Here is a 25,999-nt window from a genome sequence, read left to right as displayed (position 1 = left end):
CTCAGCCGATGTGAAAAAAAAAGAAGATCGTGGAGAACAACATGAGCGTAAATGCGGAGACTCAAACCCCGCAGCAACCGGTCAAGAAGAATGGCAAACGTAAAAGTATGCTGCTCCTTCTGACCTTGCTCTTTATTATTATTGCCGTGGCATATGGGATTTATTGGTTTTTAGTACTGCGTCATGTCGAAGAGACAGACGATGCGTACGTGGCAGGGAACCAGGTTCAAATCATGGCGCAGGTATCAGGCAGCGTGACGAAAGTCTGGGCTGATAACACGGACTTTGTAAAACAAGGCGATGTACTGGTCACCCTCGACCAGACGGACGCAAAGCAGGCATTTGAAAAAGCCAAAACTGCGCTGGCTTCCAGCGTGCGTCAGACGCACCAGTTGATGATCAATAGCAAGCAGTTACAGGCAAGCATTGAAGTGCAGAGAACCGCGCTGGCGCAGGCACAAAGCGACTTTAATCGCCGTGTCCCGCTGGGCAACGCCAACCTGATTGGCCGCGAAGAGCTGCAACATGCGCGTGATGCCGTCGCCAGCGCTCAGGCTCAGCTTGATGTTGCTATCCAACAATATAATGCCAACCAGGCGATGATTCTCGGCAGTAAGCTGGAAGACCAGCCCGCCGTGCAACAGGCGGCCACTGAAGTGCGCAATGCCTGGCTGGCGCTGGAACGAACCCGAATCGTCAGCCCAATGACTGGCTATGTTTCCCGTCGTTCCGTGCAGCCGGGAGCGCAAATTAGCCCGACCACGCCGCTGATGGCGGTCGTTCCAGCCACTAACCTGTGGGTGGATGCCAACTTCAAAGAAACACAGCTCGCGCACATGCGTATCGGTCAACCGGCGACCGTGATCAGCGATATTTACGGCGATGACGTGAAATATACCGGTAAGGTTGTCGGGCTGGATATGGGTACGGGCAGCGCCTTTTCCCTGCTGCCAGCACAAAACGCAACGGGTAACTGGATCAAAGTCGTCCAGCGTCTGCCGGTGCGTATTGAACTGGATGCACAGCAGCTGGCGCAGCATCCGCTGCGTATCGGTTTATCTACGCTGGTTACGGTAGATACCTCAAATCGTGACGGACAAATTCTGGCAAGCCAGGTTCGCACCACGCCGGTATCAGAAAGTAATGCACGGGAAATCAACCTTGCTCCGGTCAATAAGATGATCGAAGAGATCGTGCAGGCCAACGCGGGCTAATTCAAAGGTGCGTGTGATGCAACAGCAAAAACCGCTGGAAGGCGCGCAGCTCGTCATTATGACGATCGCGCTGTCCCTGGCGACATTCATGCAGGTGCTGGACTCCACCATTGCTAACGTGGCGATCCCCACTATCGCCGGGAACCTCGGCTCTTCACTGAGCCAGGGAACCTGGGTGATCACCTCATTCGGGGTGGCGAACGCTATCTCGATTCCGATCACCGGCTGGCTGGCAAAGCGCTTTGGCGAAGTAAGGCTATTCATGTGGTCAACTATCGCCTTCGTCATTGCGTCATGGGCATGCGGGATGTCCACCAGCCTGAACATGCTGATTTTCTTCCGCGTAATCCAGGGGATTGTCGCCGGGCCATTAATTCCGCTGTCACAAAGCTTATTGCTGAATAACTATCCTCCCGCCAAACGTTCTATCGCTCTGGCGCTATGGTCGATGACGGTGATTGTTGCCCCGATATGCGGCCCTATTCTTGGGGGCTATATCAGCGACAACTATCACTGGGGCTGGATATTTTTCATCAACGTGCCAATCGGTGCTGCGGTGGTATTGATGACCCTGCAAACCCTGCGCGGTCGGGAAACCAAAACCGAGCAGCGGCGCATCGATGCCATTGGTCTGGCCCTGCTGGTCATTGGTATCGGCAGCTTGCAGATTATGCTCGACCGCGGCAAAGAGCTGGACTGGTTCGCCTCTCAGGAGATTATCATCCTGACGGTGGTCGCCGTGGTCGCCATCAGCTTCCTGATCGTCTGGGAGCTTACCGACGAGCACCCCATTGTCGACCTCTCGCTGTTTAAGTCGCGCAACTTTACCATCGGCTGTCTGTGTATCAGTCTGGCCTATATGCTCTACTTCGGCGCAATCGTCCTGCTGCCGCAGCTGTTGCAGGAGGTATACGGCTATACGGCAACCTGGGCCGGTCTGGCGTCAGCGCCGGTTGGGGTGATTCCGGTGATCTTATCGCCGATTATCGGCCGCTTCGCGCACAAGCTTGATATGCGTCGGTTAGTCACGTTCAGTTTTATTATGTACGCCGTCTGTTTCTACTGGCGTGCGTGGACGTTCGAACCAGGTATGGACTTTGGCGCATCGGCCTGGCCACAGTTTATTCAGGGTTTCGCGGTAGCCTGCTTCTTTATGCCGCTGACGACTATCACGCTGTCCGGCTTACCACCTGAGCGTCTGGCCGCGGCATCAAGTTTGTCGAACTTTACGCGAACGCTGGCCGGCTCTATTGGCACATCAATTACGACGACGATGTGGACTAACCGTGAGTCACTTCACCATGCGCAGTTAACGGAATCCGTTAATCCCTACAATCCAAACGCGCAGGCAATGTACGATAAGCTGCAGGATTTAGGGATGACGCACCAGCAGGCGTCAGGCTGGATAGCCCAGCAGATCACCAATCAGGGGCTGATTATTTCCGCCAACGAAATCTTCTGGATGTCGGCGGGGATCTTCCTGGTCTTGCTTGGCCTGGTGTGGTTTGCCAAGCCACCCTTCGGTGCGGGCGGCGGCGGCGGTGGCGCGCACTAAATATCTGATAAAAGGGATCTGCGGATCCCTTTTTTATTGCCTCCCGTAAACCACCTCCCAGGGAGATGGTTTACGGGAGGCAATAAAAAACCCCGGTTATAAGCCGAGGTTAATTTAAATACTGGAACAACTAATCAGTATGACTAAATATGCAGTTCCTGCAGTTTCTCTTTCGGCAGCGCCAGCTCTTCATTGCTGTTAACGCGTACATCATGCTCCAGAATATGACGTGCGATATCCTGTGCTTCGCTAAGAGAGTGCATCTGATACGTGCCACACTGGTAAACGTTCAGCTCCGGGATCTGGTTTTGATCCTGCACTTTCAGCACGTCCGCCATCGCCGCTTTCCACGCGTCGGCAACACGCTGCTCGTCTGGCGTACCAATCAGGCTCATGTAAAAGCCAGTGCGGCATCCCATCGGAGAGATATCGATAATCTCCACGCCGTTGCCGTTGAGATGGTTACGCATAAAACCTGCAAACAGGTGTTCCAGCGTGTGGATACCTTTCTCAGGCATCACTTCTTTGTTCGGAATGCAGAAACGCAGATCAAACACGGTGATTGCGTCGCCATGCGGGGTGTTCATCGTTTTTGCAACCCGGACCGCGGGAGCTTCCATCCGGGTGTGATCGACAGTAAAACTATCTAACAACGGCATTTAGCCACCTCCGATAAATTTTTTGAAAATAATCTGAACTCTTTGTTCCGGGGCGAGTCTGAGTATATGAAAGACGCGCATTTGTTATCATCATCCCTGTTTTCAGAGATGAAATTTTGGCCACTCCCGAGTGGCCTTTTTCTTTTGTATCAAGCGTGCTTTTCCAGCCACACGCTAAACGGCTCAGTATCAGCCGCTTCGATCTCCTGCTGACGACGCTTTGAAGCCTCGGTTTCAGCAATAAATTCCGCTTCCTGCAATATTTCTAACGGCTCTTCACGCAGCAGATTTCGGTAAGCCTCACCCAGCGCTTTACCCGTGCCGCCAATGCCTTCATCAATCATAGACCGTAGGATGCGGGCAGAGAAAGTCAGTTCTGGGTTGTCAAAACAGGCAACCAGTTCATCACAGACCTTTTGATACTCCTCTCCCCCATCGATGCTGTCCAGCGTTTGTGCCACGCGTTTCAGATCACGGAACAGATCTTTCCCTACCTTAGGCAGCGGGAACTGGGCTGTTTCACAGCCAATACCTAACGTCAGCCCAGGCTTACGACCTTCGAGAATCACCCGATTCCAGTTTTTACGCGTACACAGCAATTCATCGCTGCTCATTTCCGGGGCATCGGCCAGCGCACACCAGACCATAAACAGATCGAGGAAGCGCACCTGCTGCTCGTCCACGCCGATCGGTGAGAACGGGTTGATATCCAGTGAGCGAACTTCAATGTACTCAATACCGCCACGCAAAAGCGCGTCAGAAGGCGTTTCGCCACGACGAGTGACGCGTTTCGGGCGAATAGGCGCATACAGCTCATTTTCAATCTGCAGAACGTTGCTGTTGATTTGCAGACGCTTACCGTCCTTCTCCAGACCGATCGCCGCGTACTCCTCGGAAGGGGTTTTAATCGCGCGCTTTAATCCTGCCACATACTCATGCAAATCGTTAAACGTAATTCCGAGATTGCTTTGCGACTTATTGGTATAGCCCAAATCACTCAGGCGCAGCGACGTCGCATACGGCAGGTAATACATCCCACAGTCGGTTTTTTCAAACGGCAGGGTTGTCGGTTTTCCTTGCAGGAAAGAGGAACAAATGGCCGGAGAGGCGCCAAACAGATACGGGATCACCCAACCAAAACGGTAGTAGTTGCGGATCAGACGGAAGTAACCCGCGGAGATCTTCTCTTTAGCATCTTCGCCGTCCGTTACGCCACATTTCGCCTGCCAGAAAGCCATCGGCAATGAGAAATTGTAGTGTACGCCGGAGATAGTCTGCATCAGCGCGCCGTAACGGTTTTTGAGGCCTTCACGGTACAGCGTTTTCAGACGACCGGTATTCGACGTACCGTACTGTGCCAGTTCGATATCCTGGCCTTCGGCAATATAGCAAGGCATGCTCAGCGGCCACATACGCTCGTCGCCCAGGTTCCTGGCGGTATACCGATGCAGGTCGCGCATGAACGTGAGCATTTTCTCAATGTCGTCGCCTGGAGGCGTAATAAACTCCAGCAGCGCTTCGGCAAAGTCAGTGGTTATCCATTTATGCGTTAGCGCTGAGCCTAACACCTCAGGATGGCCTGTCGTTGCTAATGACCCATCTGCATTAACGCGCAGCGTTTCGCGCTCCAGCCCACGTTGAATCCCCTTTAACGCCTGAGGATGGTTTTCCAGCCAGGCCAGCGCCTGTGATACGTCCGGGATCAAATTGACCTCCCGCCTGTCAAAATCGTTTTAATTAGCATAATGGTATTGGTTACCCTGAAGGCTATCTCACAACACAATTAGTGCCACCACATAATGCCTTGCGTCGTAACCGCTGCGACAACTACATAGCGCAGCGCCTTGCCAAGGCATAAGAAAAAAAGTACTGGACCCCACGAGATGCGCATCCATCCAGCTAACAGGCACAGTAAATCACCCACAACCGGCATCCAGCTTAATAATAGTGTGACAGCGCCATAGCGCCGCAGCCAGCCAGTGGCTTTTTCTTGCCAGCGCGATGTTTTACGCAATGGAAAGAAACGCCCAAGGATAACGTTAGTTAACCCTCCAAGGCTATTACCCATTGTTGCTGTTAAGACTAAGACCCAGGGATGACTTACCCCAGAGACCAGCAAAGCAACTAAAACAACTTCAGAATTGCCGGGTAATAGCGTAGCGCTGAGAAAACTGCTGGCAAACAGTGACAGGAGCGATAGTCCATCACTCACAATAACCGGACATCCACCGCGTCCATTCCTGCGGCACGCGCCGCCTGCAGCCCAAAATCGGCATCTTCAAATACGACACAGCGCGCCGGAGCAACACCCATACGTTCGGCACAGAGCAAAAACGTATCAGGAGCAGGTTTATGGTGTTGTACGTGATCGGCTGCGACTACAGCATCAAAATAGCGACGCAGCCCAAGGTGTGCGAGCAGAGCTTCCGCAATCGCGCTTTCACTCCCCGTACCTACCGACATAGGACGACGACCATGCCAGGCTTTCACGACGTCAACCAATGGCAAAGGCTGGACGCTATCCAGCAGCATGTTTCTCACCTTGTCGGTTTTTTCACGCGCCAATGCATGAGGGTCAAGATCGGCATGATTCAATTCAATTACCGACTGGGCAATACGCCACGTTGGGGAGCCATTGAGGGCGACCATGGCTTGTTCATCAAAACGTAATCCATAATGCCCCAATACCTCATGCCACGCCTTACGGTGCGTTGGCTCGGTATCCAGGATGGTGCCATCCATATCAAAAATCAAACCCGCATAACGTTCGTACATCGTCTTCTCACAAGCCGAATGACCAGACGTTATTTTATCGTAATTGATTGATTTTGTCGCTGACAGCGAATTAAGGGGTGTTCCGGGAGTATGTGGAAATGATTCAAAGGAGAGAAGATGGTGCATCCGGGAGTTATCTCGGAGAAGATGGTGCATCCGGGAGGATTCGAACCTCCGACCGCTCGGTTCGTAGCCGAGTACTCTATCCAGCTGAGCTACGGATGCATCAGGGAAACTTGCTTTACTGCAGACTTGATGTCGCTGCTAAAGCGCTATCAAGTAAGATGGTGCATCCGGGAGGATTCGAACCTCCGACCGCTCGGTTCGTAGCCGAGTACTCTATCCAGCTGAGCTACGGATGCATCGGGAAACTTGCTTTGCTGCCGATATTGATATCGTAATGAGCGATATCAAGTAAGAGATGGTGCATCCGGGAGGATTACTCGGCTGCGCCTCGCCCTGTGGGCCGTTGCTGAAGCAACGTTATCCTCCCTGGTGCTCACGATTATCTCGCAGACCATGAAACAACAGTTTTGCTGTTATCTCGGAGAAGATGGTGCATCCGGGAGGATTCGAACCTCCGACCGCTCGGTTCGTAGCCGAGTACTCTATCCAGCTGAGCTACGGATGCATCAGGGAAACTTACTTACTGCAGATTTGATATCGCTGCTAAAGTGATATCGATTTTCTGTAACAACGCTAATGCGCTATTGCAGAGAAGATGGTGCATCCGGGAGGATTCGAACCTCCGACCGCTCGGTTCGTAGCCGAGTACTCTATCCAGCTGAGCTACGGATGCAAATGGCGGTGAGGCGGGGATTCGAACCCCGGATGCAGCTTTTGACCGCATACTCCCTTAGCAGGGGAGCGCCTTCAGCCTCTCGGCCACCTCACCAACACGCCTCTTGCGAGTGCTTCGAAGAACTTGTTTCTGCTCATCGTCGCTGCGTGGCGCACATATTACTTTCTGGGACTTATAAGTCAAACAATTTTTCCAGCGCTTTTATCGTTTGCACATTTCACGCGCAATTAGTCTGCAAAAACGGCAAAAAGAGTGTTTTATCAACAGATAAATTAGCAATTTCCTGAGGCAATGAACAAACGGAAAAATCGCAGGGAAAGGCAATGCGCGGATGGGAATCGAAAAAATGAGGAAGACGAAGAAGAAAAGAGAAGAAAAGGGATAATTCAATCAGGTTGCGCCTCACCAGAAAGGTGAGACGCGAAAACCTTAGTAACTGGACTGCTGGGATTTTTCAGCCTGGATACGCTGGTAGATCTCTTCACGATGGACAGAAACTTCTTTCGGGGCGTTTACGCCAATGCGCACCTGGTTGCCCTTCACCCCTAAAACTGTCACGGTGACCTCATCGCCTATCATGAGGGTCTCACCAACTCGACGAGTCAGAATCAGCATTCTTTGCTCCTTGAAAGATTAAAAGAGTCGGGTCTCTCTGTATCCCGGCATTATCCATCATATAACGCCAAAAAGTAAGCGATGACAAACACCTAAGTGTAAGCAGTCACGGCATCACATTCTGTTAAACCTAAGTTTAGCCGATATACACAACTTCAACCTGACTTTATCGTTGTCGATAGCGTTGATACAAACGCTGCGGATTGAAGTCCGCAGCGTCGACTTACGCTTATAATTATTACAGTTTTGCGCTGACCCAGCCTTTCACACTGGCTAACGCTGCTGGCAGAGCCGCAGCATCCGTACCACCGGCTTGCGCCATGTCCGGACGACCACCACCCTTACCGCCTACCTGCTGAGCGACCATTCCAACCAGTTCCCCTGCTTTCACGCGATCTGTCACATCCTTAGACACACCCGCAATCAGAGAAACCTTACCTTCCACTACCGTTGCCAGAACGATAACGGTAGACCCCAGTTGATTTTTCAGATCATCAACCATGGTACGCAACATTTTCGGCTCAACGTCCGCGAGTTCGCTGACCAGCAGCTTCACGCCATTGATATCAACCGCTTTGCTGGAGAGATTTGCACTCTCCTGCGCCGCAGCCTGTTCCTTCAATTGCTGCAATTCTTTTTCGAGTTGACGCGTACGCTCCAGCACGGAACGAACTTTGTCACCAATATTCTGGCTATCGCCTTTCAGCAGCTGCGCAATATCGCTTAAGCGATCGCTCTCAGCATGCACGGTTTGGATAGCGCCTTCACCGGTCACAGCTTCAATACGACGAACGCCCGCCGCAGTGCCTGACTCAGACACAATACGGAACAGACCAATATCCCCCGTACGGCTGGCATGAGTACCACCACACAGTTCGGTAGAGAAATCCCCCATGCTCAGAACACGCACGTGGTCGTCATATTTCTCGCCAAACAGCGCCATTGCGCCTTTGGCTTTCGCCGCTTCGAGATCCATGATGTTCGTTTCAATCGGCAGGTTGCGACGAATTTGCGCATTCACCAGATCTTCAACGGCACGGATTTCAGCAGGCTTCATAGCTTCAGTATGAGAGAAGTCGAAGCGCAGCACTTTATCGTTAACCAACGAGCCTTTCTGTGCCACATGCGTGCCCAGTACCTGGCGCAGCGCCGCGTGCATCAGGTGCGTTGCGGAGTGGTTCAAGCGAATGCGCGCACGACGAGTTTCATCAACATCAGCCTGTACTGCATCGCCAATTTTCAGAGAACCCGCAGACAGCTTACCGATGTGACCAATGGCCTGGCCATATTTCTGCGTGTCGCTCACGGCAAACGCGAAGCCTGCGCCTTTCAGTTCACCCTTGTCGCCAACCTGACCACCAGATTCCGCATAGAACGGAGTCTGATCCAGTACGACAACTGCGTCCTGACCTGCGTTAATTGCGTCTACCGCTTTACCATCAACAAACAGCGCGGTCACTTTGCCGTTCAGTTCCAGGTGTTCGTAGCCTTTAAATTCAGAGGCGCCATCAACACGAATCATCGCATTGTAGTCTGCGCCAAAGCCGCTGGCTTCACGTGCGCGACGGCGCTGTTCTTCCATTGCGGCTTCAAAGCCCGCTTCGTCAACCTTAATGTTGCGCTCGCGGCAAACGTCCGCCGTCAGGTCAACCGGGAAACCGTAGGTGTCATACAGACGGAATGCGGTTTCGCCATCCAGTGTATCACCGGACAGTTTTGCCAGTTCTTCATCCAGCAGCGCCAGACCACGCTCCAGTGTACGCGCAAACTGCTCTTCTTCGGTTTTCAGAACTTGCTCAACCATAGCCTGCTGACGCTTCAGTTCTTCACCTGCGGAGCCCATGACGTCCACCAGCGGACCAACCAGCTTGTAGAAGAAGGTATCCTTCGCGCCCAGCATGTTGCCATGACGTACCGCGCGACGAATGATACGACGCAGCACATAACCACGGTTTTCATTCGACGGGACAACGCCATCGGCAATCAGGAATGCACAGGAGCGGATATGGTCAGCGATAACGCGAAGCGACTTGTTGCTCAGATCGGTCGCACCAGTGACTTTCGCCACGGACTCAATCAGTGAACGGAACAGGTCGATTTCATAGTTGGAGTTAACGTGTTGCAGCACGGCCGCAATACGCTCAAGGCCCATACCGGTATCCACGGACGGCTTCGGCAGCGGTTCCATGGTACCGTCAGCCTGACGGTTGAACTGCATGAAGACGATGTTCCAGATCTCAATGTAGCGATCGCCATCTTCTTCTGCGCTTCCCGGAGGGCCACCCCAAATGTGGTCGCCATGGTCGTAGAAAATTTCGGTGCACGGACCGCAAGGGCCGGTATCACCCATCTGCCAGAAGTTGTCGGAAGCATAAGCCGCGCCTTTGTTATCACCGATACGGATGATACGTTCGCGCGGAATGCCGACTTCTTTTTCCCAGATTTCATAGGCTTCATCGTCAGTTTCATAGACGGTGACCCACAGACGCTCTTTTGGCAGGGCAAACCAGTTTTCACCGGTCAGCAGTTCCCATGCGTATTGAATAGCATCATGTTTGAAATAATCGCCGAAGCTGAAGTTGCCCAGCATTTCGAAGAAAGTATGGTGACGTGCAGTGTAACCGACGTTTTCCAGGTCGTTGTGCTTACCGCCCGCACGCACGCAACGCTGCGAGGTGGTTGCGCGGGAATAATTACGCTTGTCGAGGCCAAGGAACACATCCTTGAACTGGTTCATCCCGGCGTTGGTAAACAACAAAGTAGGGTCATTGTTCGGTACCAGGGAGCTGCTGGCAACTACCTGATGTCCTTTACTATGGAAAAAATCGAGAAACGCCTGACGGATCTCAGCGGTGCTCTTGCTCATAATTATCCTGAAGAAATCAAGCTAACGAAATGTCATTACCAGCATCGGCACGTAAACTGCGCCTCTGGCAATCGAAAAGTGGGAATAAGATAAGTTTTCTTTACTGGGAAGTAAAATCCCGTATGCGCTCAATCGTCAAAATTTCGCCATATTGCCTGAATATCTTCCATCAGATAGCCACGGTAGAGCAAAAAGCGCTGGACCTTTACCTTATCTGAAAAATCTACAGGTAAAGGTTCTCCGTATTTACGAATGGCCTGCGCGCGCGCAAGCCCTGCCCAGTCAATTTCGCACTCGCGCATGGCCCGTTCAACGGCTTCCCGCGAAATCCCTTTTTGGTTTAATTCCTGACGCACACGCGCGGGTCCATAACCTTTACGGCTACGGCTGGAGATAAACTGCTGAACGAAGCGGTCATCATCCAGATAACGACTTTCAATACACCAGGCGATGACCTTGTCGTAATCCTCCGGCGTTGCATCAATGTCTTCCGGTCCATTTTTTCCCATCACCGGAGCGGCCAGCTTACGCCGCAGTTCCTGCTCGCTGTGATCGCGCATCGCCAGTATACGTACAGCGCGGTCAAGAAGTCGGGAATAAGCGGAGCGGCGGGAAGTTGCTTCTGTCATAGTGAGCCTTCAGAAATGGAAAAGGGCTGCATGGTATGCAGCCCTTCTATGTGCGATAACGTCAGATTATCAGAAATCTTCGTTCGTTTCTTTTACATCTTCACCGCTGTCATCAACAGAGAAGTCTGGTTTTGAATCCGGGTTATTGAGCAGTAACTCGCGTACTTTCTTCTCAATTTCCTTCGCAGTTGCCGGGTTTTCCTTCAGCCAGTTAGTGGCATTCGCTTTACCCTGACCAATTTTCTCACCGTTGTAGCTGTACCATGCACCGGCTTTTTCAATCAGCTTCTCTTTCACGCCCAAATCAACCAGTTCGCCGTAGAAGTTGATACCTTCACCGTAAAGAATCTGGAATTCAGCCTGTTTGAACGGCGCTGCAATTTTGTTTTTCACGACCTTAACACGGGTTTCGCTACCAACCACGTTGTCGCCTTCTTTCACCGCGCCAATACGACGGATATCCAGGCGAACAGAAGCATAGAATTTCAGGGCGTTACCACCGGTGGTGGTTTCCGGGTTACCGAACATAACGCCAATCTTCATACGGATCTGGTTGATGAAAATCAGTAGCGTGTTGGACTGCTTCAGGTTACCGGCCAGCTTACGCATGGCCTGGCTCATCATACGTGCCGCAAGGCCCATGTGAGAGTCACCAATCTCGCCTTCGATTTCTGCCTTCGGCGTCAATGCGGCAACGGAGTCGACAACGATAACATCAACCGCACCGGAGCGCGCCAGCGCATCACAGATTTCCAGCGCTTGTTCACCGGTATCCGGCTGAGAGCACAGCAGGTTGTCGATATCAACGCCAAGCTTGCGCGCATAGACGGGATCCAGTGCGTGTTCCGCATCGATGAACGCACAGGTTTTACCTTCGCGCTGTGCGGCAGCAATAACCTGCAGGGTCAGCGTCGTTTTACCGGAAGATTCAGGCCCGTAGATTTCAACGATACGGCCCATTGGCAAACCGCCCGCGCCCAATGCTATATCCAGAGAAAGCGAACCGGTGGAGATGGTTTCCACATCCATGGAACGGTCTTCACCCAGGCGCATGATGGAGCCTTTACCGAATTGCTTTTCGATCTGACCCAGCGCTGCCGCCAACGCTTTCTGTTTGTTTTCGTCGATAGCCATTAATTACTCCTGTCATGCCGCTTTCGGGTTAAACCGCGAAACGTGATAGATAATGTTCTGTTGGGGCAATTATACTGTATGCTCATACAGTATCAAGTGTTTTGTAGAAATTGTTGCCACAGGGTTTGTAACGCGTAGGCGGTCGCCTGTCGACGTACCGCATCGCGATCGCCGCTGAAGCATTCCCGGCGAGTAATCCCCTCGCCGCTCGCGCTGGCAAAAGCGAACCATACCGTCCCCACGGGCTTTTCTTCACTGCCGCCATCTGGCCCCGCAATGCCGCTAATCGAAACAGCGAAATGCGCGCGGGCCGCTTTTAGCGCGCCAATCGCCATCTCCACCACCACAGGTTCGCTCACCGCCCCATGCTGGACCAGCGTCTCTTCGCGCACGCCAATCATCTGCGCTTTGGCTTCATTGCTGTAGGTCACAAACCCGCGCTCAAACCAGGCGGAGCTGCCGGCAATATCCGTAATTGCTTTGGCTACCCAGCCGCCAGTGCAGGATTCTGCCGTCGTCACGGTTGCCCCGCGCGCTTTCAACGCCAGGCCAACCTGCTCGCTTAACTGCATCAGTTCACTGTCGGTCATTTCAGCCTCTGTCAGTTAAAAAAATATGCCGGACAAGATAGCACTTTCATAACCAAGATGGGGATGAGGAGACAATTTTACGAGGGGCATTCAGAAAATAGATAAACCGCATTCAAAAGAGTACCGGATAACGCACCAGGATAGCCTATTCGGTCTACAAGGGATTGCCCCTGTAGACCGATAACAAATGATTACTGCACGCGCGCCAGCGCGACCGCCTGACCCAATTGCCACACGGCCATTGCATAGTGGGTACTGTGGTTATAGCGGGTGATGGTGTAGAAGTTCGGCAGTCCATACCAATACTGATAACCGGTACCGATATCCAGTCGCAGCAGGCTGGCCTGCTGATGATTACCCAGAGACTGCTGCGGCGTCAGGCCCGCGGCGGCAAGTTGAGAAATGCTGTACTGGGTTTTAAAGCCGTTCGCCAGCCCAGGCGCCTGGCCATTCGCCGGAACCGCGACCGTATCGCCTTTCACCCAACCGTGGCCTTTGAAATAGTTCGCCACGCTACCGATAGCATCAACCGGATCCCACAGGTTAATGTGACCATCGCCATTGAAATCAACGGCATATTGCTTATAGGAAGATGGCATAAATTGGCCGTAGCCCATCGCCCCTGCGAAAGAACCTTTCAAATCGAGCGGATCGTCGCTTTCATCTCGCGCCATTAGCAGGAAGGTTTCCAGTTCACCAGAGAAATATTCCGCACGACGAGGATAGTTAAACGACAACGTCGCCAGCGCATCCAGAATCCGCGTTTTACCCATCACGCGGCCCCAGCGAGTCTCTACGCCAATAATGCCAACGATTATTTCCGGCGGTACGCCGTAGACCTGCCATGCACGGTTCAGCGCATCTTCATATTGGTTCCAGAAGGCCACACCGTTTTGCACGTTATCCGGAGTGATGAACTGTTTACGATACCGCAGCCATGCACCGTTAGGTCCGGCTGGCGGTTGAGTCGTCGGCGCCTGGCGGTCCATCAAACGCAATACCGAGTCCAGACGCTTGGCCTGCGACAGGATCTCCTGCAACTGCTGGCGGTCAAAGCCGTGCTTATTCACCATTTTCTCGATGAACTGCTGCGCGTTCGGATTATTGGCAAAATCGCCGCCCGTTTGCATGACATTGTGCTGTGGCTCAAGCAGGAAGCCGCCGGATGGCGTACCCGTAGTCGTTTGAGTCTCTGAAGGTTTAGGTTTGCTGCTACAAGCAGCAAGCAATACGAAAAGGGGAAGTAACGCTACATAACGACGCTTGAACATGAGACATCCATTAAACAAATTCAGCCTGGGAGAAGTATGGTAAAGCATCCTCCGCCACACAAGGAAGCAGTAGTCGCTCTCCTTCACAGAATTTCCCCCCTCTTACACTCCTGACCGGCACATTTGCGCGTTCTCACGCACAACCTTTCAAATTAAAATATTTATCTTTCATTTTGCGATCAAAATAACACTTTTAAATCTTTCGATCTGATTAAAATTAGTTACCGTTTGGCAAGATAACTAAAACCCCTACAGGAGAGAATAATGATCGACACCATCACACTCGGTGCTGAGTGGTTTATCGGATTGTTCCAGAAAGGCGGAGAGGTGTTTACCGGCATGGTGACCGGTATTCTGCCTCTGCTGATCAGTCTGCTGGTCATCATGAATGCGCTGATTAACTTTATCGGTCAGCAACGTATTGAACGTTTTGCCCAGCGCTGCGCCGGAAACCCGCTGTCCCGCTATCTACTGCTGCCGTGCATCGACACATTTGTGTTTTGTAATCCTATGACACTGAGCCTGGGCCGCTTTATGCCGGAAAAGTTCAAGCCCAGCTACTACGCAGCCGCCTCTTACAGCTGCCATTCAATGAACGGCTTATTTCCCCACATCAATCCCGGTGAGCTGTTCGTCTATCTGGGGATCGCCAGCGGTCTGACCACGCTGGGTCTTCCGCTCGGCCCGCTGGCGGTAAGCTATTTGCTGGTCGGCCTGGTGACCAACTTCTTCCGCGGCTGGGTGACCGATTTCACCACCACCATCTTTGAGAAAAAAATGGGCATTCAACTTGAGCAGAAAGTACATCTGGCGGGAGCAGCATCATGACGCGTATTCGTATTGAAAAAGGCACCGGCGGCTGGGGCGGCCCGCTTGAACTGGATGCCGAGCCAGGCAAGAAAATTGTCTATATCACCGCCGGGACTCGCCCCGCAATTGTCGACAGGATAGCCAGCCTGACAGGTTGGCAGGCCGTTGATGGCTTCAAAGAAGGCGAGCCGCCAGAGAACGAAATTGGCGTGGCGATCATCGACTGCGGCGGCACGCTGCGCTGCGGGATCTATCCAAAACGCCGTATACCAACAGTGAATATTCACGCGACGGGTAAATCAGGTCCGCTGGCCCAATATATTATCGAAGATATCTATGTCTCTGGCGTGAAAGAAGAAAACATTACCGTCGTCGGTGAAGCATCCGCTGCGCCAACGCCAGCAAACAGCACGATGGGTCGCGAGTACGACACCAGCAAGAAAATTACCGAACAAAGCGACGGTCTGCTGGCAAAAGTCGGCATGGGAATGGGTTCAGCCGTTGCGGTTCTGTTTCAGGCTGGGCGAGACACTATCGATACCGTCCTGAAAACCATTCTGCCGTTTATGGCGTTCGTCTCGGCGCTGATCGGCATCATTATGGCGTCTGGCCTGGGGGACTGGATTGCCCATGGACTCGCACCGCTGGCCAGCCATCCGCTGGGGCTGGTAACCCTGGCGCTGATCTGCTCTTTCCCGCTGCTGTCCCCTTTCCTCGGCCCTGGTGCGGTCATCGCCCAGGTTATCGGCGTCCTGATCGGCGTACAGATTGGTTTGGGGAACATTCCTCCGCATCTGGCGCTACCTGCCTTGTTCGCCATTAACGCTCAGGCGGCATGCGACTTTATTCCAGTCGGATTGTCGCTAGCCGAAGCGCGCCAGGACACGGTCCGCGTCGGTGTGCCATCCGTACTGGTGAGTCGTTTTCTGACCGGCGCACCGACCGTTCTCATCGCCTGGTTTGTTTCCGGCTTTATTTACCAATAAGAGGCACTCAAAAATGACCGTGATTTATGAAACCACCATCACCCGCATCGGCCAGAGCGCCCCGGATGCACTCTGCGACCAGATGCTAATTACCTTTCGTGAAGGCGCGCCTGCGGATATAGAAGAATTTTGCTTCATCCATTGCCATGGGGAGCTGAACGGCTCTTTGCAGGCTGGGATCCAATTTGAGCTAGGCCAGCATCACTACCCGGTCACAGCCGTTGGCAGCGTGGCGGAACAAAACTTACGTGAACTGGGGCATATCACTCTGCGTTTTGACGGACTGAGTGAAGCGGAATTTCCCGGCACCGTACACGTTGCGGGCCCCGTACCGGACGGTATCGCACCGGGCTGTATTTTGAAGTTTATTGCTTAAGATTTAAGGAGATAAAGATGAATCAGGTTGCCGTTGTCATTGGTGGAGGCCAGACCCTGGGGGCATTCCTTTGCCGTGGGCTTGCGACAGAAGGGTACCGCGTCGCGGTGGTGGATATCCAAAGCGATAAAGCCGCCAACGTCGCGCAGGAAATTAACGCCGAGTTTGGCGAAGGCACCGCCTACGGTTTTGGCGCTGATGCCACCAGCGAACAGAGTGTGCTGGCGCTGTCGCGCGGAGTGGATGAAATATTTGGCCGCGTCGATCTGCTGGTTTACAGCGCGGGTATCGCAAAAGCCGCGTTTATCAGCGACTTTCAGCTTGGGGATTTCGACCGCTCGCTGCAGGTGAATCTGGTCGGCTACTTCCTCTGCGCACGTGAATTTTCACGCCTGATGATCCGCGATGGCGTCCAGGGACGCATTATCCAGATCAACTCCAAATCAGGGAAAGTGGGCAGTAAACACAACTCAGGCTATAGCGCGGCAAAATTTGGCGGCGTAGGTTTAACCCAGTCGCTGGCGCTGGATCTGGCAGAGTACGGGATCACCGTGCATTCACTGATGCTCGGCAATCTGCTGAAATCACCGATGTTCCAGTCATTATTACCGCAATATGCGACCAAGCTTGGCCTTAAGCCAGACGAAGTCGAGCAGTACTACATTGATAAGGTTCCACTTAAGCGCGGCTGCGATTATCAGGACGTGCTGAACATGCTGCTGTTTTACGCCAGCCCGAAAGCCTCTTACTGCACCGGTCAGTCCATTAACGTGACCGGTGGTCAGGTGATGTTCTAAGAAACATGATTGCCCGGTGGCGCTGCGCTTACCGGGCCTACACACATCTGTGTCGGATAAGGCACAGCCGCCATCCGGCAAAATCAAAGGAGCACATTATGGTTTCCGCACTGATTACCGTCGCCGCTATCGCCTGGTGCCTGCAACTGGCGCTCGGTGGCTGGCAAATATCCCGCTTTAACCGGGCGTTTGATCAACTCTGCCAGCGGGGTCGGGTTGGCGTAGGTCGTTCCGGTGGACGGTTTAAACCCCGCGTGGTGGTCGCCATCGCGCTGGATGAACAGCAGCGGGTTACCGATTCGTTATTTATGAAAGGTCTTACTGTATTTGCCAGGCCCGGTAAAATTGCCACGATAATGGGCAAACATCTTGATGATTTACAGCCTGATGTGATCTTTCCCCATGATCCGTTAGCGCAGAATGCACTATCATTGGCGCTTAAACTGAAACATGGGTAATTTCGTTGTGAATGCTAATAGCTTGCGAAATTATCATTTTGCAACCTAATAAGTCAGGGTAATCACGCCTATGAAACCTCGTCAGCGACAGGCGGCCATACTGGAGCACCTGCAAAAGCAGGGAAAATGCTCGGTTGAAGAACTGGCCCACTACTTTGACACAACCGGCACGACCATTCGCAAAGACCTGGTCATTCTGGAGAATGCCGGAACCGTCATTCGTACCTATGGCGGCGTGGTATTAAATAAAGACGAATCCGACCCGCCAATCGATCACAAAACGCTAATCAATACGCATAAAAAAGAGCAGATTGCTGAAGCCGCCGTCCGTTTTATTCACGATGGCGACTCGATTATTCTGGATGCGGGCAGCACCGTATTGCAGATGGTGCCGATGCTCACCCGCTTTAGCAACATCACCGTCATGACCAACAGTCTGCACATTGTTAACGCCCTTTCAGAGCTGGACAACGAGCAAACTATCCTGATGCCCGGCGGGACCTTTCGCAAAAAATCTGCGTCATTTCACGGTCAGCTGGCAGAAAACGCCTTTGAGCAGTTCAGCTTTGATAAACTCTTCATGGGCACCGACGGCATTGACCTCAATGCCGGCGTGACCACCTTTAATGAGGTGTTTAGCGTCAGTAAAGCGATGTGCAATGCCGCTCGCGAAGTGATTCTGATGGCTGACTCGTCAAAATTTGGGCGCAAAAGCCCCAATGTTGTGTGCAGTCTGGAAAGCGTCGACAAGCTGATTACCGATGCGGGTATCGACCCTGCGTTTCGTCAGGCGCTGGAAGCAAAAGGGATTGAAGTGATCATAACCGGAGAAACCAATGAGTGATGCACTACTGAACGCGGGCCGTCAGACGTTAATGCTGGAGCTACAGGAAGCCAGCCGACTGCCTGAACGACTGGGCGATGATTTTGTTCGCGCCGCCAATACTATCATCCACTGCGAAGGCAAAGTGATTGTCTCCGGGATTGGCAAATCAGGCCATATTGGCAAAAAAATAGCCGCGACCCTCGCCAGTACCGGCACACCCGCCTTTTTTGTGCATCCGGCTGAAGCGCTGCACGGCGACTTAGGGATGATTGAAAGCCGTGATGTCATGCTGTTTATTTCCTACTCCGGCGGCGCAAAAGAACTGGATCTCATCATTCCGCGCCTGGAAGACAAATCCGTCGCTCTGCTGGCAATGACCGGAAAACCGACCTCACCGCTGGGTTTGGCAGCCAAAGCCGTGCTGGATATTTCCGTTGAGCGCGAAGCCTGTCCGATGCGCCTGGCACCGACTTCCAGCACCGTGAACACTCTGATGATGGGCGACGCGTTGGCAATCGCCGTGATGCAGGCGCGCGGCTTTAACGAAGAAGATTTTGCCCGCTCGCATCCGGCGGGTGCGCTGGGCGCTCGTCTGCTAAATAAAGTGCATCATCTGATGCGCCGTGACGATGCCATTCCGCAGGTGACGCTCACCACCAGCGTCATGGACGCGATGCTGGAACTAAGCCGTACGGGTCTTGGCCTGGTGGCAGTCTGCGACGACGAGTCGCTGGTGAAAGGCGTCTTTACCGACGGCGACCTGCGCCGCTGGCTGGTTGGCGGCGGAGCGCTCACCACTCAGGTTAGCGAAGCAATGACCCATAATGGCATTACGCTGCAGGCGCAGAGCCGCGCCATTGACGCCAAAGAGATCCTGATGAAGCGCAAAATCACTGCCGCACCGGTGGTTGATGAAAACGGTAAACTCACCGGTGCTATCAACCTGCAGGATTTCTATCAGGCAGGTATTATCTAATCCTTCAGCCCCAGACGTTTCGCCAGCCGGTGCAGGTTGGCGACGTCTGTTTCCAGCGCCCGCGCACTTGCCGCCCAACTGTGATTATTTTGCGCCAACGCCCGGCGGATCATCTCCCGCTGGAATGACTCCGTTGCCTCACGCAGGTTGCGATGCTGCGGGATCTCCGCAACAACCTCCGCCTGCGGAGCCGGGGTTTCATCCTGCAGGGCAAAATGCTGCGCCTCAAGCACCACTTCATCCCCTGCCCTGGTGGCCCTTGCCAGAACAACCGCCCGGTGAATGGCATGTTCCAGCTCACGCACGTTCCCGGGCCAGCCATAATTCAACAGATGGCTACGCGCGCCGGGACTTAACACCACGCGGGAAAGTCCCAGCCGCAGCCGACATTGTTCGCAAAAATAACCGGCCAGCAGTACCACATCTTCGCCGCGTTCACGAAGGGGCGGTACGGAAAGGGGAAAGACGCTCAGACGGTGGAACAAATCCGCACGGAAATTCCCGGCCAGCACCTCTTCCCGTAAATCACGGTTCGTTGCCGCCAGCACCCGAACATCCACGCGCAGGCTGCGATCGTCACCCACACGCTGAATATCGCCGTACTGCAACACACGTAGCAACTTAGCCTGTAACGCCAGCGAGAGCTCGCCAATCTCATCGAGAAACAGCGTCCCATTGTCAGCCATTTCAAACTTACCGCTACGATTGCTGATAGCCCCGGTAAAGGCGCCTTTTACGTGACCAAACAGCTCACTTTCCGCTACGGTTTCCGGCAACGCCGCGCAGTTCAGATACACCAGCGGATTCACCGCGCGCGGCGAACCTTCATGGATAGCCTTAGCTACCAGCTCCTTCCCGGTCCCCGTTTCGCCGCTAATCAGTACGTTGAGATCGGATCCCGCCACAATCTCAATCTCTTTTTTCAACTGCAGCATATTGGGCGACAGGCCAATCATTTGGGTTTCAGTCACCTGCTCGAAGGCCGTCGATGGGCCCGGCAACATATTCTGGCTTTCCAGTTGTTCAATCAGCAGCGCATTGCTCAGCGCGCCCGCCGCCAGCGCGGCAATCAGCCTAAGTTCTTCATCGCTGAAAACATCGAATTGATCGGGCTCCATGCCATCCAGCGTTAACGCGCCAATCAGATTTTGACCGGCGAACAGCGGTAAGCCAATGCAGGCGTGTACCTTCAGGCTCTCCTGGCCCGGAATCAGCCCATCGTAAGGGTCTGGCAAATCGCTGTCAGCAGGGAAACGAACCACGTCCCCGGCGCGGGCAATCGCCTCCAGACGAGGATGCCCTTCCAGGGTAAAGCGCCTGCCGAGAACGTCCTGCGCCAGCCCATCGATCGCCAGCGGAATAAACTGTCGCGACTCATAGCGCAGCAATGCCGACGCGTCGCACTCCAACACCTGACGCAAGGTGGTTATCAGGCGTTGAAAACGGTCCTGATGTCCAATACCGCTTTGTAATTCAATGGCGATACCCGCCAGCACGTCTACGGAAAAACTCATGACGACCTCATTGTCATTTTGACAATTCATATTGTCATATTGACAATAAAATGAATAGTCATTTTGACTACCACCTTATAGGCATTAAAAAACAAACCATTTAAAATCAACAAATAAAAAGTTGGCACGCAACCTGCAATAAGCAAAACATCTTTTTTAGAAAAACGCTGAATTAATTACTGAGGTTGCTATGTCTATTCTGGTTAAAAATAACATTCATTGGGTTGGCCAACGTGACTGGGAAGTTCGTGATTTCCACGGGACTGAATATAAAACGCTGCGCGGTAGCAGCTACAACAGCTATCTCATCCGTGAAGAAAAAAATGTCCTGATCGATACAGTAGACCACAAGTTTAGCCGTGAATTCGTGCAGAACCTGCGCAGTGAAATTGACCTGGCAGATATCGACTACATCATCATTAACCACGCGGAAGAGGACCATGCCGGTGCGCTGACTGAGCTGATGTCCTGCATCCCTGACACCCCAATTTACTGCACAGCCAACGCTATTGACTCTATCAACGGGCACCACCACCACCCGGAGTGGAACTTCAACGTGGTGAAAACCGGCGACTCGCTGGACATTGGCAACGGTAAGCAACTGATCTTCGTTGAAACGCCGATGCTGCACTGGCCTGACAGCATGATGACCTACATGACCGGCGATGCGGTGCTGTTCAGTAACGACGCCTTCGGCCAGCACTATTGTGATGAACGTCTGTTTAACGACGAAGTTGACCAGACCGAACTGTTCGAACAGTGCCAGCGTTACTACGCCAACATCCTGACGCCGTTCAGCCGTCTGGTTACACCGAAAATCACTGAGATTCTCGGCTTCAACCTGCCGGTGGATATGATTGCCACTTCCCACGGCGTGGTATGGCGCGACAACCCGACACAAATCGTTGAAATGTATCTGAAATGGGCGGCTGACTATCAGGAAGACCGTATCACCATTTTCTACGACACCATGTCCAACAACACCCGCATGATGGCGGACGCCATTGCCCAGGGCATCAACGAAGTTGACCCCAACGTGGCGGTGAAAATCTTTAACGTCGCCCGTAGCGACAAAAACGAAGTCCTGACTAACGTCTTCCGCTCTAAAGGCGTGCTGGTTGGTACTTCAACGATGAATAACGTAATGATGCCAAAAATCGCTGGTCTGGTAGAAGAGATGACCGGCCTGCGTTTTCGTAACAAACGCGCCAGCGCCTTTGGTTCACACGGCTGGAGCGGCGGCGCGGTAGACCGTTTGTCCACACGCTTGCAGGATGCCGGTTTCGAGATGTCGCTGAGTCTGAAAGCGAAATGGCGTCCGGATCTGGACGCGCTGGAACTGTGTCGCCAGCATGGCCGTGAAATCGCACGTCAGTGGGCGCTTGCTCCGCTGCCGGAAACAATCGTCAAAACGGCAACCAAAGAGGAAGAGTGCGCCTGTGCCGCGGCGGCTGCCGCTGATCTTGGTCCAAGCATGCAGTGCAGCGTATGCCAGTGGATTTACGACCCGGCAAAAGGTGAACCGCTGCAGGATGTCGCGCCGGGAACACCGTGGAGCGACGTGCCGGATAACTTCCTGTGCCCGGAATGTTCATTAGGTAAAGACGTCTTTGACGTACTGGCAACGGAGGCAAAATGAGCCGCGGAATTGTCATTATTGGTTCAGGCTTCGCCGCCCGCCAGTTAGTCAAAAATATCCGTAAGCAGGATGCAAATGTCCCGCTGACCCTGATTGCTGCAGACAGTATGGATGAGTACAACAAGCCCGATCTCAGCCATGTTATCAGTCAGTCGCAACGTGCAGACGACCTCACCCGCCAGTCGGCGGGGGAGTTTGCCGAACAGTTTAATTTGCGCCTCTTTCCGCACACCTGGGTAACCGACATCGATGCCGATGCTCACGTAGTGAAAAGCCAGGAGCAACAGTGGCCATACGACAAACTGGTGCTGGCGACGGGAGCGTCGGCCTTCGTACCGCCGATTACCGGACGTGAGTTAATGCTCACATTGAACAGCCAACAAGAGTATCGCGCCTGTGAAACACAACTGCGTGACGCCCAACGGGTGCTGATTGTCGGCGGCGGCTTGATTGGCAGCGAACTGGCGATGGATTTTTGTCGTGCTGGTAAAGCGGTGACGCTTATCGACAACGCCGCCAGCATTCTGGCTTCGCTGATGCCGCCAGAAGTAAGCAGTCGCTTACAGCATCGTCTGACCGATATGGGCGTACACCTGCTGCTGAAATCGCAGCTTCAGGGGCTGGAGAAAACGGAGTCGGGGATTCGCGCCACGCTCGATCGTAGCCGCAGCGTAGAAGTCGATGCGGTGATCGCCGCTACGGGTCTGCGCCCTGAAACCGCGCTGGCGCGTCGCGCCGGATTGAACATCAATCGTGGCGTCTGCGTCGACAGCTACCTGCAAACCAGTCACCCGGACATTTATGCTCTCGGTGACTGTGCAGAAATTAACGGTCAGGTACTCCCGTTCCTGCAACCGATTCAGCTGAGCGCCATGTATCTGGCGAAAAACCTGCTCGGCGGCAATGCACCATTGAAGTTGCCTGCCATGCTGGTAAAAGTCAAAACGCCGGAATTACCCTTGCATCTGGCTGGGGATACCCAGTGCCGCGATCTGAACTGGCATATTGCCGCCGAAGCGCAAGGGATGGTGGCCAGAGGGATGAACGACGCAGGCCAGCTATGTGCCTTTGTCGTCAGCGAAGACCGCATGAAAGAGGCCTTTGCGCTGCTGAAAACGCTGCCCGTTTAAGTACAGGATACCGTTGCTTGATTTATTAACCTCACGCACATGGATGTGCGTTGCCACTTGTCGGTATGCCCCGACCTGTTGTTCTTGCCCCGCCAGTCCCGGGGCTTTTTTATTTTTGCGCCAACGCCCGCGCCGCGGCAATCACGCCCTGCCCCAACGACAACCCGCCGTCGCCCGCCGGTAAACGCTGCGGGAACAGTAAGGTAAAATCATGCAGATAAAACGCCAGCCGGGCTGACAATAAGCGGTTATGCATCACACCTCCGCTGAATACCAGCGTCTTAATCCTCCGCTCTTCGGCCTGCAAACGCATCAGGGTAGCAAACCCACGCGCCAGCGCGTCGTGAAACGCCCACGCTCTTTCGGCAGGTTTGGCCTGCCAGGTCAGCCATTGCTGCCAAAAAACCGCTAAGTCCAGCTGATTGCCATCAAGCGGCACCGTGACAGGGTGCTCAACGCCAGCACAATGCGATGCCATCGCCTCCAGCGCGCAGGCCGCCTCACCTTCATAACTCAGCGATTCCGGCGCACATTGAAGCGCGGCGGCAACGGCATCAAACAGCCGTCCGCACGATGACGCCAGCGGTGTGTTAATCCCCCGCTCAATGGCGCGCGCCAGCACGTTCCAGTTTTGATGTTGCAGCACCGATGTTTCCGGGTAGCGCTGCCAGTCAGGAACAAAGCGCAGGCACTGCGCGAGCAAATTGCGCCACGGCTGTTTTGCCGCCAGATCGCCCCCCGCCAGCGCTACCGCTGGCAAGCCGCCAAGGTGCTCGCATTCACGATAGTTGACCCGCAAACACTCTCCCCCCCACAGCGCGCCGTTTTCCCCCATGCCGATACCGTCTAACGTCAGAGCAATCACGTCACCACCATCGAGCGACCAGCCGTGCTCGGCCAGACACGCAGCGGCATGCGCATGGTGATGCAACACCGTTTCGGTTGGCAGATTCATTTCGCTGGCCCACTGGCTGGAAACATAACCAGGGTGTGCATCATGCACGATACGCTGCGGCGTAAAGTCATAAATGTTTTGGATCAGGTGCAGCGCATCACGCCACTGCTGCTGAATGCCGTCATCGCTGAGATCGCCCAAATGCTGGCTAATAACCGCCTGTTCACCACGCACCAGGCAGAAGGTATTTTTCAGATCTGCGCCCAGGCAAAGCATCGGCGGCACGTCGTGAAATCCTGGCGGCAGCGCCACCGCATCCGGCACGTAACCCCGTGAACGACGCAGCATCTCCCCACTGTCGCGTACCACAGAGTCATCCATCCGCTGCACAATTTCGCGGTTATGCAACAGGAAACCATCGGCAATTTCGTGTAAATCTTCCAGCGCCTGCGCGTTGGTAATAGCGGGCGGTCTGCCGCTGAGATTGCCGGAGGTCATTACCAACGGACACTTCATCTCTTGTAAGAGCAAATGCTGCAACGGATTCGCTGGCAGCATGACGCCCACTTCCGTTAACCCTGGCGCAATGCCCTCGCTCAATGCTGCGATATAGCGTTTCTGCACCAACACGATCGGCGCGGCTGGGGTTGTCAGCAAACGATGAGCGGGTTCAGGCAGTCCGTCATCACTGGGCAGCATCACTGCCAGAGGTTTTGCCGGACGGTGTTTGCGCAGCCTGAGCAGCGCTACGGCGTCATCATTTCGTGCATCGCACACCAGATGAAACCCACCAATCCCTTTAACGGCCACAATACCGCCTGCTTTTAGGCGCGATACTGCCGCCTGCAACGCCTCTTCTTTCTCCGCCCGCTCACCCGCGCTAAACCATTCGAGGTGGGGACCGCATGCCGGACAGGCAACGGGCTGGGCATGGAAGCGACGGTCGTACGGATCACGATACTCTTTATCGCATTGCGCACAGAGTGGGAATGACGCCATCACGGTAAACGGGCGATCGTAGGGCATGGCGCGGATGATCGTAAAGCGCGGGCCACAGTGGGTGCAGTTGATAAAGGGATAACGATAGCGGCGTTCGCCGGGGGTGCTCATTTCAACCAGACATTCTGGACAGGTCGCGGCATCCGGAACGATTTGCGTATTCATCGTGCCGCCAGCACTTTGCCGAATCGAGAAATCGGCAGGCGGCTGCGTCCAGGCGAACGGTTCGCTCTCAACGCTGTCAATGCGCGCCAGCGGCGGGCAGTGTTGATGCAATTGCGCAATAAACTCTGCCGGATCTTCCTGTATACGCACAACCACACCGTCACCGTCGTTACACACATCGCCATGTAACTGTAACCGCTGCGCCAGTTGCCAGACGTAGGGGCGAAATCCGACGCCCTGTACCTTACCGCGAATACGCAGCTGTACGCCGGAGTGGTTGTTTATTGTCATGATGAATTCCCGCGGTATTGTATCCCT

The 25,999-nt window shown here is 53.7% G+C and carries 23 protein-coding genes and 5 tRNA genes; 11 read left to right on the top strand and 17 right to left on the bottom strand.

Annotation, left to right across the window (positions count from 1 at the left end; all coding sequences use genetic code 11):
* The first annotated feature begins 41 nt into the window (after positions 1-41).
* Positions 42-1,214: a multidrug efflux MFS transporter periplasmic adaptor subunit EmrA gene (gene emrA, locus HVZ39_RS05960; RefSeq protein WP_016154158.1), complete on the top strand. Its 1,173-nt coding sequence runs from the start codon at positions 42-44 to the stop codon at positions 1,212-1,214.
* 16 nt (positions 1,215-1,230) lie between these two features.
* On the top strand, positions 1,231-2,769 hold the full coding sequence (emrB, locus tag HVZ39_RS05955; protein WP_016154159.1) for a multidrug efflux MFS transporter permease subunit EmrB: 1,539 nt from the start codon (positions 1,231-1,233) through the stop codon (positions 2,767-2,769).
* Between the two features lie 143 nt (positions 2,770-2,912).
* On the opposite strand, the gene luxS is transcribed toward emrB, so the two are convergent.
* The 15 genes from luxS to mltB form a co-directional block, all read right to left on the bottom strand.
* Entirely contained in the window at positions 2,913-3,428 is a 516-nt protein-coding gene (luxS, locus tag HVZ39_RS05950; protein WP_016154160.1) for an S-ribosylhomocysteine lyase, read from the bottom strand.
* 149 nt (positions 3,429-3,577) lie between these two features.
* Complete coding sequence (gene gshA / locus HVZ39_RS05945) at positions 3,578-5,134, bottom strand: glutamate--cysteine ligase (protein WP_016154161.1); 1,557 nt, start codon at positions 5,132-5,134, stop codon at positions 3,578-3,580.
* 77 nt (positions 5,135-5,211) lie between these two features.
* Complete coding sequence (locus HVZ39_RS05940) at positions 5,212-5,640, bottom strand: YqaA family protein (RefSeq protein WP_003825961.1); 429 nt, start codon at positions 5,638-5,640, stop codon at positions 5,212-5,214.
* Positions 5,637-6,203 carry a fructose-1-phosphate/6-phosphogluconate phosphatase gene (yqaB, locus tag HVZ39_RS05935; protein WP_181633329.1) on the bottom strand — a complete coding sequence of 189 codons (567 nt, stop codon included), beginning with the start codon at positions 6,201-6,203 and terminating at the stop codon, positions 5,637-5,639. Before yqaB ends, HVZ39_RS05940 begins: the two co-directional genes overlap by 4 nt.
* Before the next feature lie 148 nt (positions 6,204-6,351).
* Positions 6,352-6,428 (bottom strand) — tRNA-Arg (locus tag HVZ39_RS05930).
* Positions 6,429-6,488: 60 nt separating this feature from the next.
* Positions 6,489-6,565 (bottom strand) — tRNA-Arg (locus HVZ39_RS05925).
* A 192-nt stretch (positions 6,566-6,757) separates the two neighbouring features.
* Positions 6,758-6,834, bottom strand: a tRNA-Arg gene (locus tag HVZ39_RS05920).
* A 91-nt stretch (positions 6,835-6,925) separates the two neighbouring features.
* Positions 6,926-7,002 (bottom strand) — tRNA-Arg (locus HVZ39_RS05915).
* A gap of 3 nt (positions 7,003-7,005) precedes the next feature.
* Positions 7,006-7,098, bottom strand: a tRNA-Ser gene (locus HVZ39_RS05910).
* 336 nt (positions 7,099-7,434) lie between these two features.
* On the bottom strand, positions 7,435-7,620 hold the full coding sequence (gene csrA, locus HVZ39_RS05905) for a carbon storage regulator CsrA (RefSeq protein WP_000906486.1): 186 nt from the start codon (positions 7,618-7,620) through the stop codon (positions 7,435-7,437).
* A gap of 238 nt (positions 7,621-7,858) precedes the next feature.
* Positions 7,859-10,486, bottom strand: coding sequence for an alanine--tRNA ligase (gene alaS / locus HVZ39_RS05900; protein ID WP_047499455.1), 2,628 nt, complete (start codon positions 10,484-10,486; stop codon positions 7,859-7,861).
* A 128-nt stretch (positions 10,487-10,614) separates the two neighbouring features.
* Complete coding sequence (gene recX, locus HVZ39_RS05895) at positions 10,615-11,115, bottom strand: recombination regulator RecX (protein ID WP_016157307.1); 501 nt, start codon at positions 11,113-11,115, stop codon at positions 10,615-10,617.
* A 69-nt stretch (positions 11,116-11,184) separates the two neighbouring features.
* Positions 11,185-12,249, bottom strand: a complete 1,065-nt coding sequence (gene recA / locus HVZ39_RS05890; RefSeq protein WP_016154166.1) for a recombinase RecA — start codon at positions 12,247-12,249, stop codon at positions 11,185-11,187.
* Between the two features lie 92 nt (positions 12,250-12,341).
* Positions 12,342-12,839 carry a nicotinamide-nucleotide amidase gene (gene pncC, locus HVZ39_RS05885; protein WP_016154167.1) on the bottom strand — a complete coding sequence of 166 codons (498 nt, stop codon included), beginning with the start codon at positions 12,837-12,839 and terminating at the stop codon, positions 12,342-12,344.
* A gap of 191 nt (positions 12,840-13,030) precedes the next feature.
* Positions 13,031-14,110: a lytic murein transglycosylase B gene (mltB, locus tag HVZ39_RS05880; protein ID WP_032947148.1), complete on the bottom strand. Its 1,080-nt coding sequence runs from the start codon at positions 14,108-14,110 to the stop codon at positions 13,031-13,033.
* A gap of 264 nt (positions 14,111-14,374) precedes the next feature.
* Between mltB and srlA the strand changes: the two genes are divergently transcribed.
* The 7 genes from srlA (at position 14,375) to gutQ (ending at position 19,339) form a co-directional block, all read left to right on the top strand.
* Entirely contained in the window at positions 14,375-14,938 is a 564-nt protein-coding gene (gene srlA / locus HVZ39_RS05875; protein WP_181633328.1) for a PTS glucitol/sorbitol transporter subunit IIC, read from the top strand.
* Positions 14,935-15,906, top strand: coding sequence for a PTS glucitol/sorbitol transporter subunit IIB (locus HVZ39_RS05870; protein WP_047357858.1), 972 nt, complete (start codon positions 14,935-14,937; stop codon positions 15,904-15,906). Before srlA ends, HVZ39_RS05870 begins: the two co-directional genes overlap by 4 nt.
* A 13-nt stretch (positions 15,907-15,919) precedes the next feature.
* Complete coding sequence (srlB, locus tag HVZ39_RS05865) at positions 15,920-16,282, top strand: PTS glucitol/sorbitol transporter subunit IIA (RefSeq protein WP_016157310.1); 363 nt, start codon at positions 15,920-15,922, stop codon at positions 16,280-16,282.
* Between the two features lie 17 nt (positions 16,283-16,299).
* Positions 16,300-17,079 (top strand): sorbitol-6-phosphate dehydrogenase, encoded by a 780-nt coding sequence (gene srlD, locus HVZ39_RS05860; protein WP_003037345.1) that lies wholly within the window; start codon positions 16,300-16,302, stop codon positions 17,077-17,079.
* Positions 17,080-17,177: 98 nt separating this feature from the next.
* On the top strand, positions 17,178-17,537 hold the full coding sequence (gene gutM, locus HVZ39_RS05855) for a transcriptional regulator GutM (RefSeq protein ID WP_016154172.1): 360 nt from the start codon (positions 17,178-17,180) through the stop codon (positions 17,535-17,537).
* A gap of 70 nt (positions 17,538-17,607) precedes the next feature.
* A complete protein-coding gene (locus tag HVZ39_RS05850; protein ID WP_003037350.1) occupies positions 17,608-18,381 on the top strand; it encodes a DNA-binding transcriptional repressor in 774 nt (257 codons plus the stop codon).
* Positions 18,374-19,339: an arabinose-5-phosphate isomerase GutQ gene (gene gutQ / locus HVZ39_RS05845; protein ID WP_016157311.1), complete on the top strand. Its 966-nt coding sequence runs from the start codon at positions 18,374-18,376 to the stop codon at positions 19,337-19,339. The genes HVZ39_RS05850 and gutQ overlap by 8 nt, the downstream gene beginning before the upstream one ends.
* Here the strand turns inward: gutQ and norR are convergent.
* Positions 19,336-20,853, bottom strand: a complete 1,518-nt coding sequence (gene norR, locus HVZ39_RS05840; protein WP_016154174.1) for a nitric oxide reductase transcriptional regulator NorR — start codon at positions 20,851-20,853, stop codon at positions 19,336-19,338. The genes gutQ and norR overlap by 4 nt on opposite strands.
* A 190-nt stretch (positions 20,854-21,043) precedes the next feature.
* Between norR and norV the strand changes: the two genes are divergently transcribed.
* Together norV and norW are read left to right on the top strand one after the other, a co-directional pair.
* Positions 21,044-22,492, top strand: coding sequence for an anaerobic nitric oxide reductase flavorubredoxin (gene norV, locus HVZ39_RS05835; protein ID WP_016154175.1), 1,449 nt, complete (start codon positions 21,044-21,046; stop codon positions 22,490-22,492).
* Positions 22,489-23,622 carry an NADH:flavorubredoxin reductase NorW gene (norW, locus tag HVZ39_RS05830; protein WP_181633327.1) on the top strand — a complete coding sequence of 378 codons (1,134 nt, stop codon included), beginning with the start codon at positions 22,489-22,491 and terminating at the stop codon, positions 23,620-23,622. The genes norV and norW overlap by 4 nt, the downstream gene beginning before the upstream one ends.
* A 109-nt stretch (positions 23,623-23,731) precedes the next feature.
* Here norW and hypF read toward each other — a convergent pair whose 3' ends face one another.
* Entirely contained in the window at positions 23,732-25,972 is a 2,241-nt protein-coding gene (gene hypF / locus HVZ39_RS05825; RefSeq protein WP_181633326.1) for a carbamoyltransferase HypF, read from the bottom strand.
* Positions 25,973-25,999 lie beyond the last annotated feature (27 nt).

Origin of the sequence: Citrobacter sp. RHB35-C21 (assembly GCF_013816515.1) — a bacterium.
GTDB lineage: Bacteria > Pseudomonadota > Gammaproteobacteria > Enterobacterales > Enterobacteriaceae > Citrobacter > Citrobacter braakii.
The sequence above is the reverse complement of the archived record's forward strand: the minus strand, read 5'-3'. Positions and strand labels throughout refer to the sequence as shown.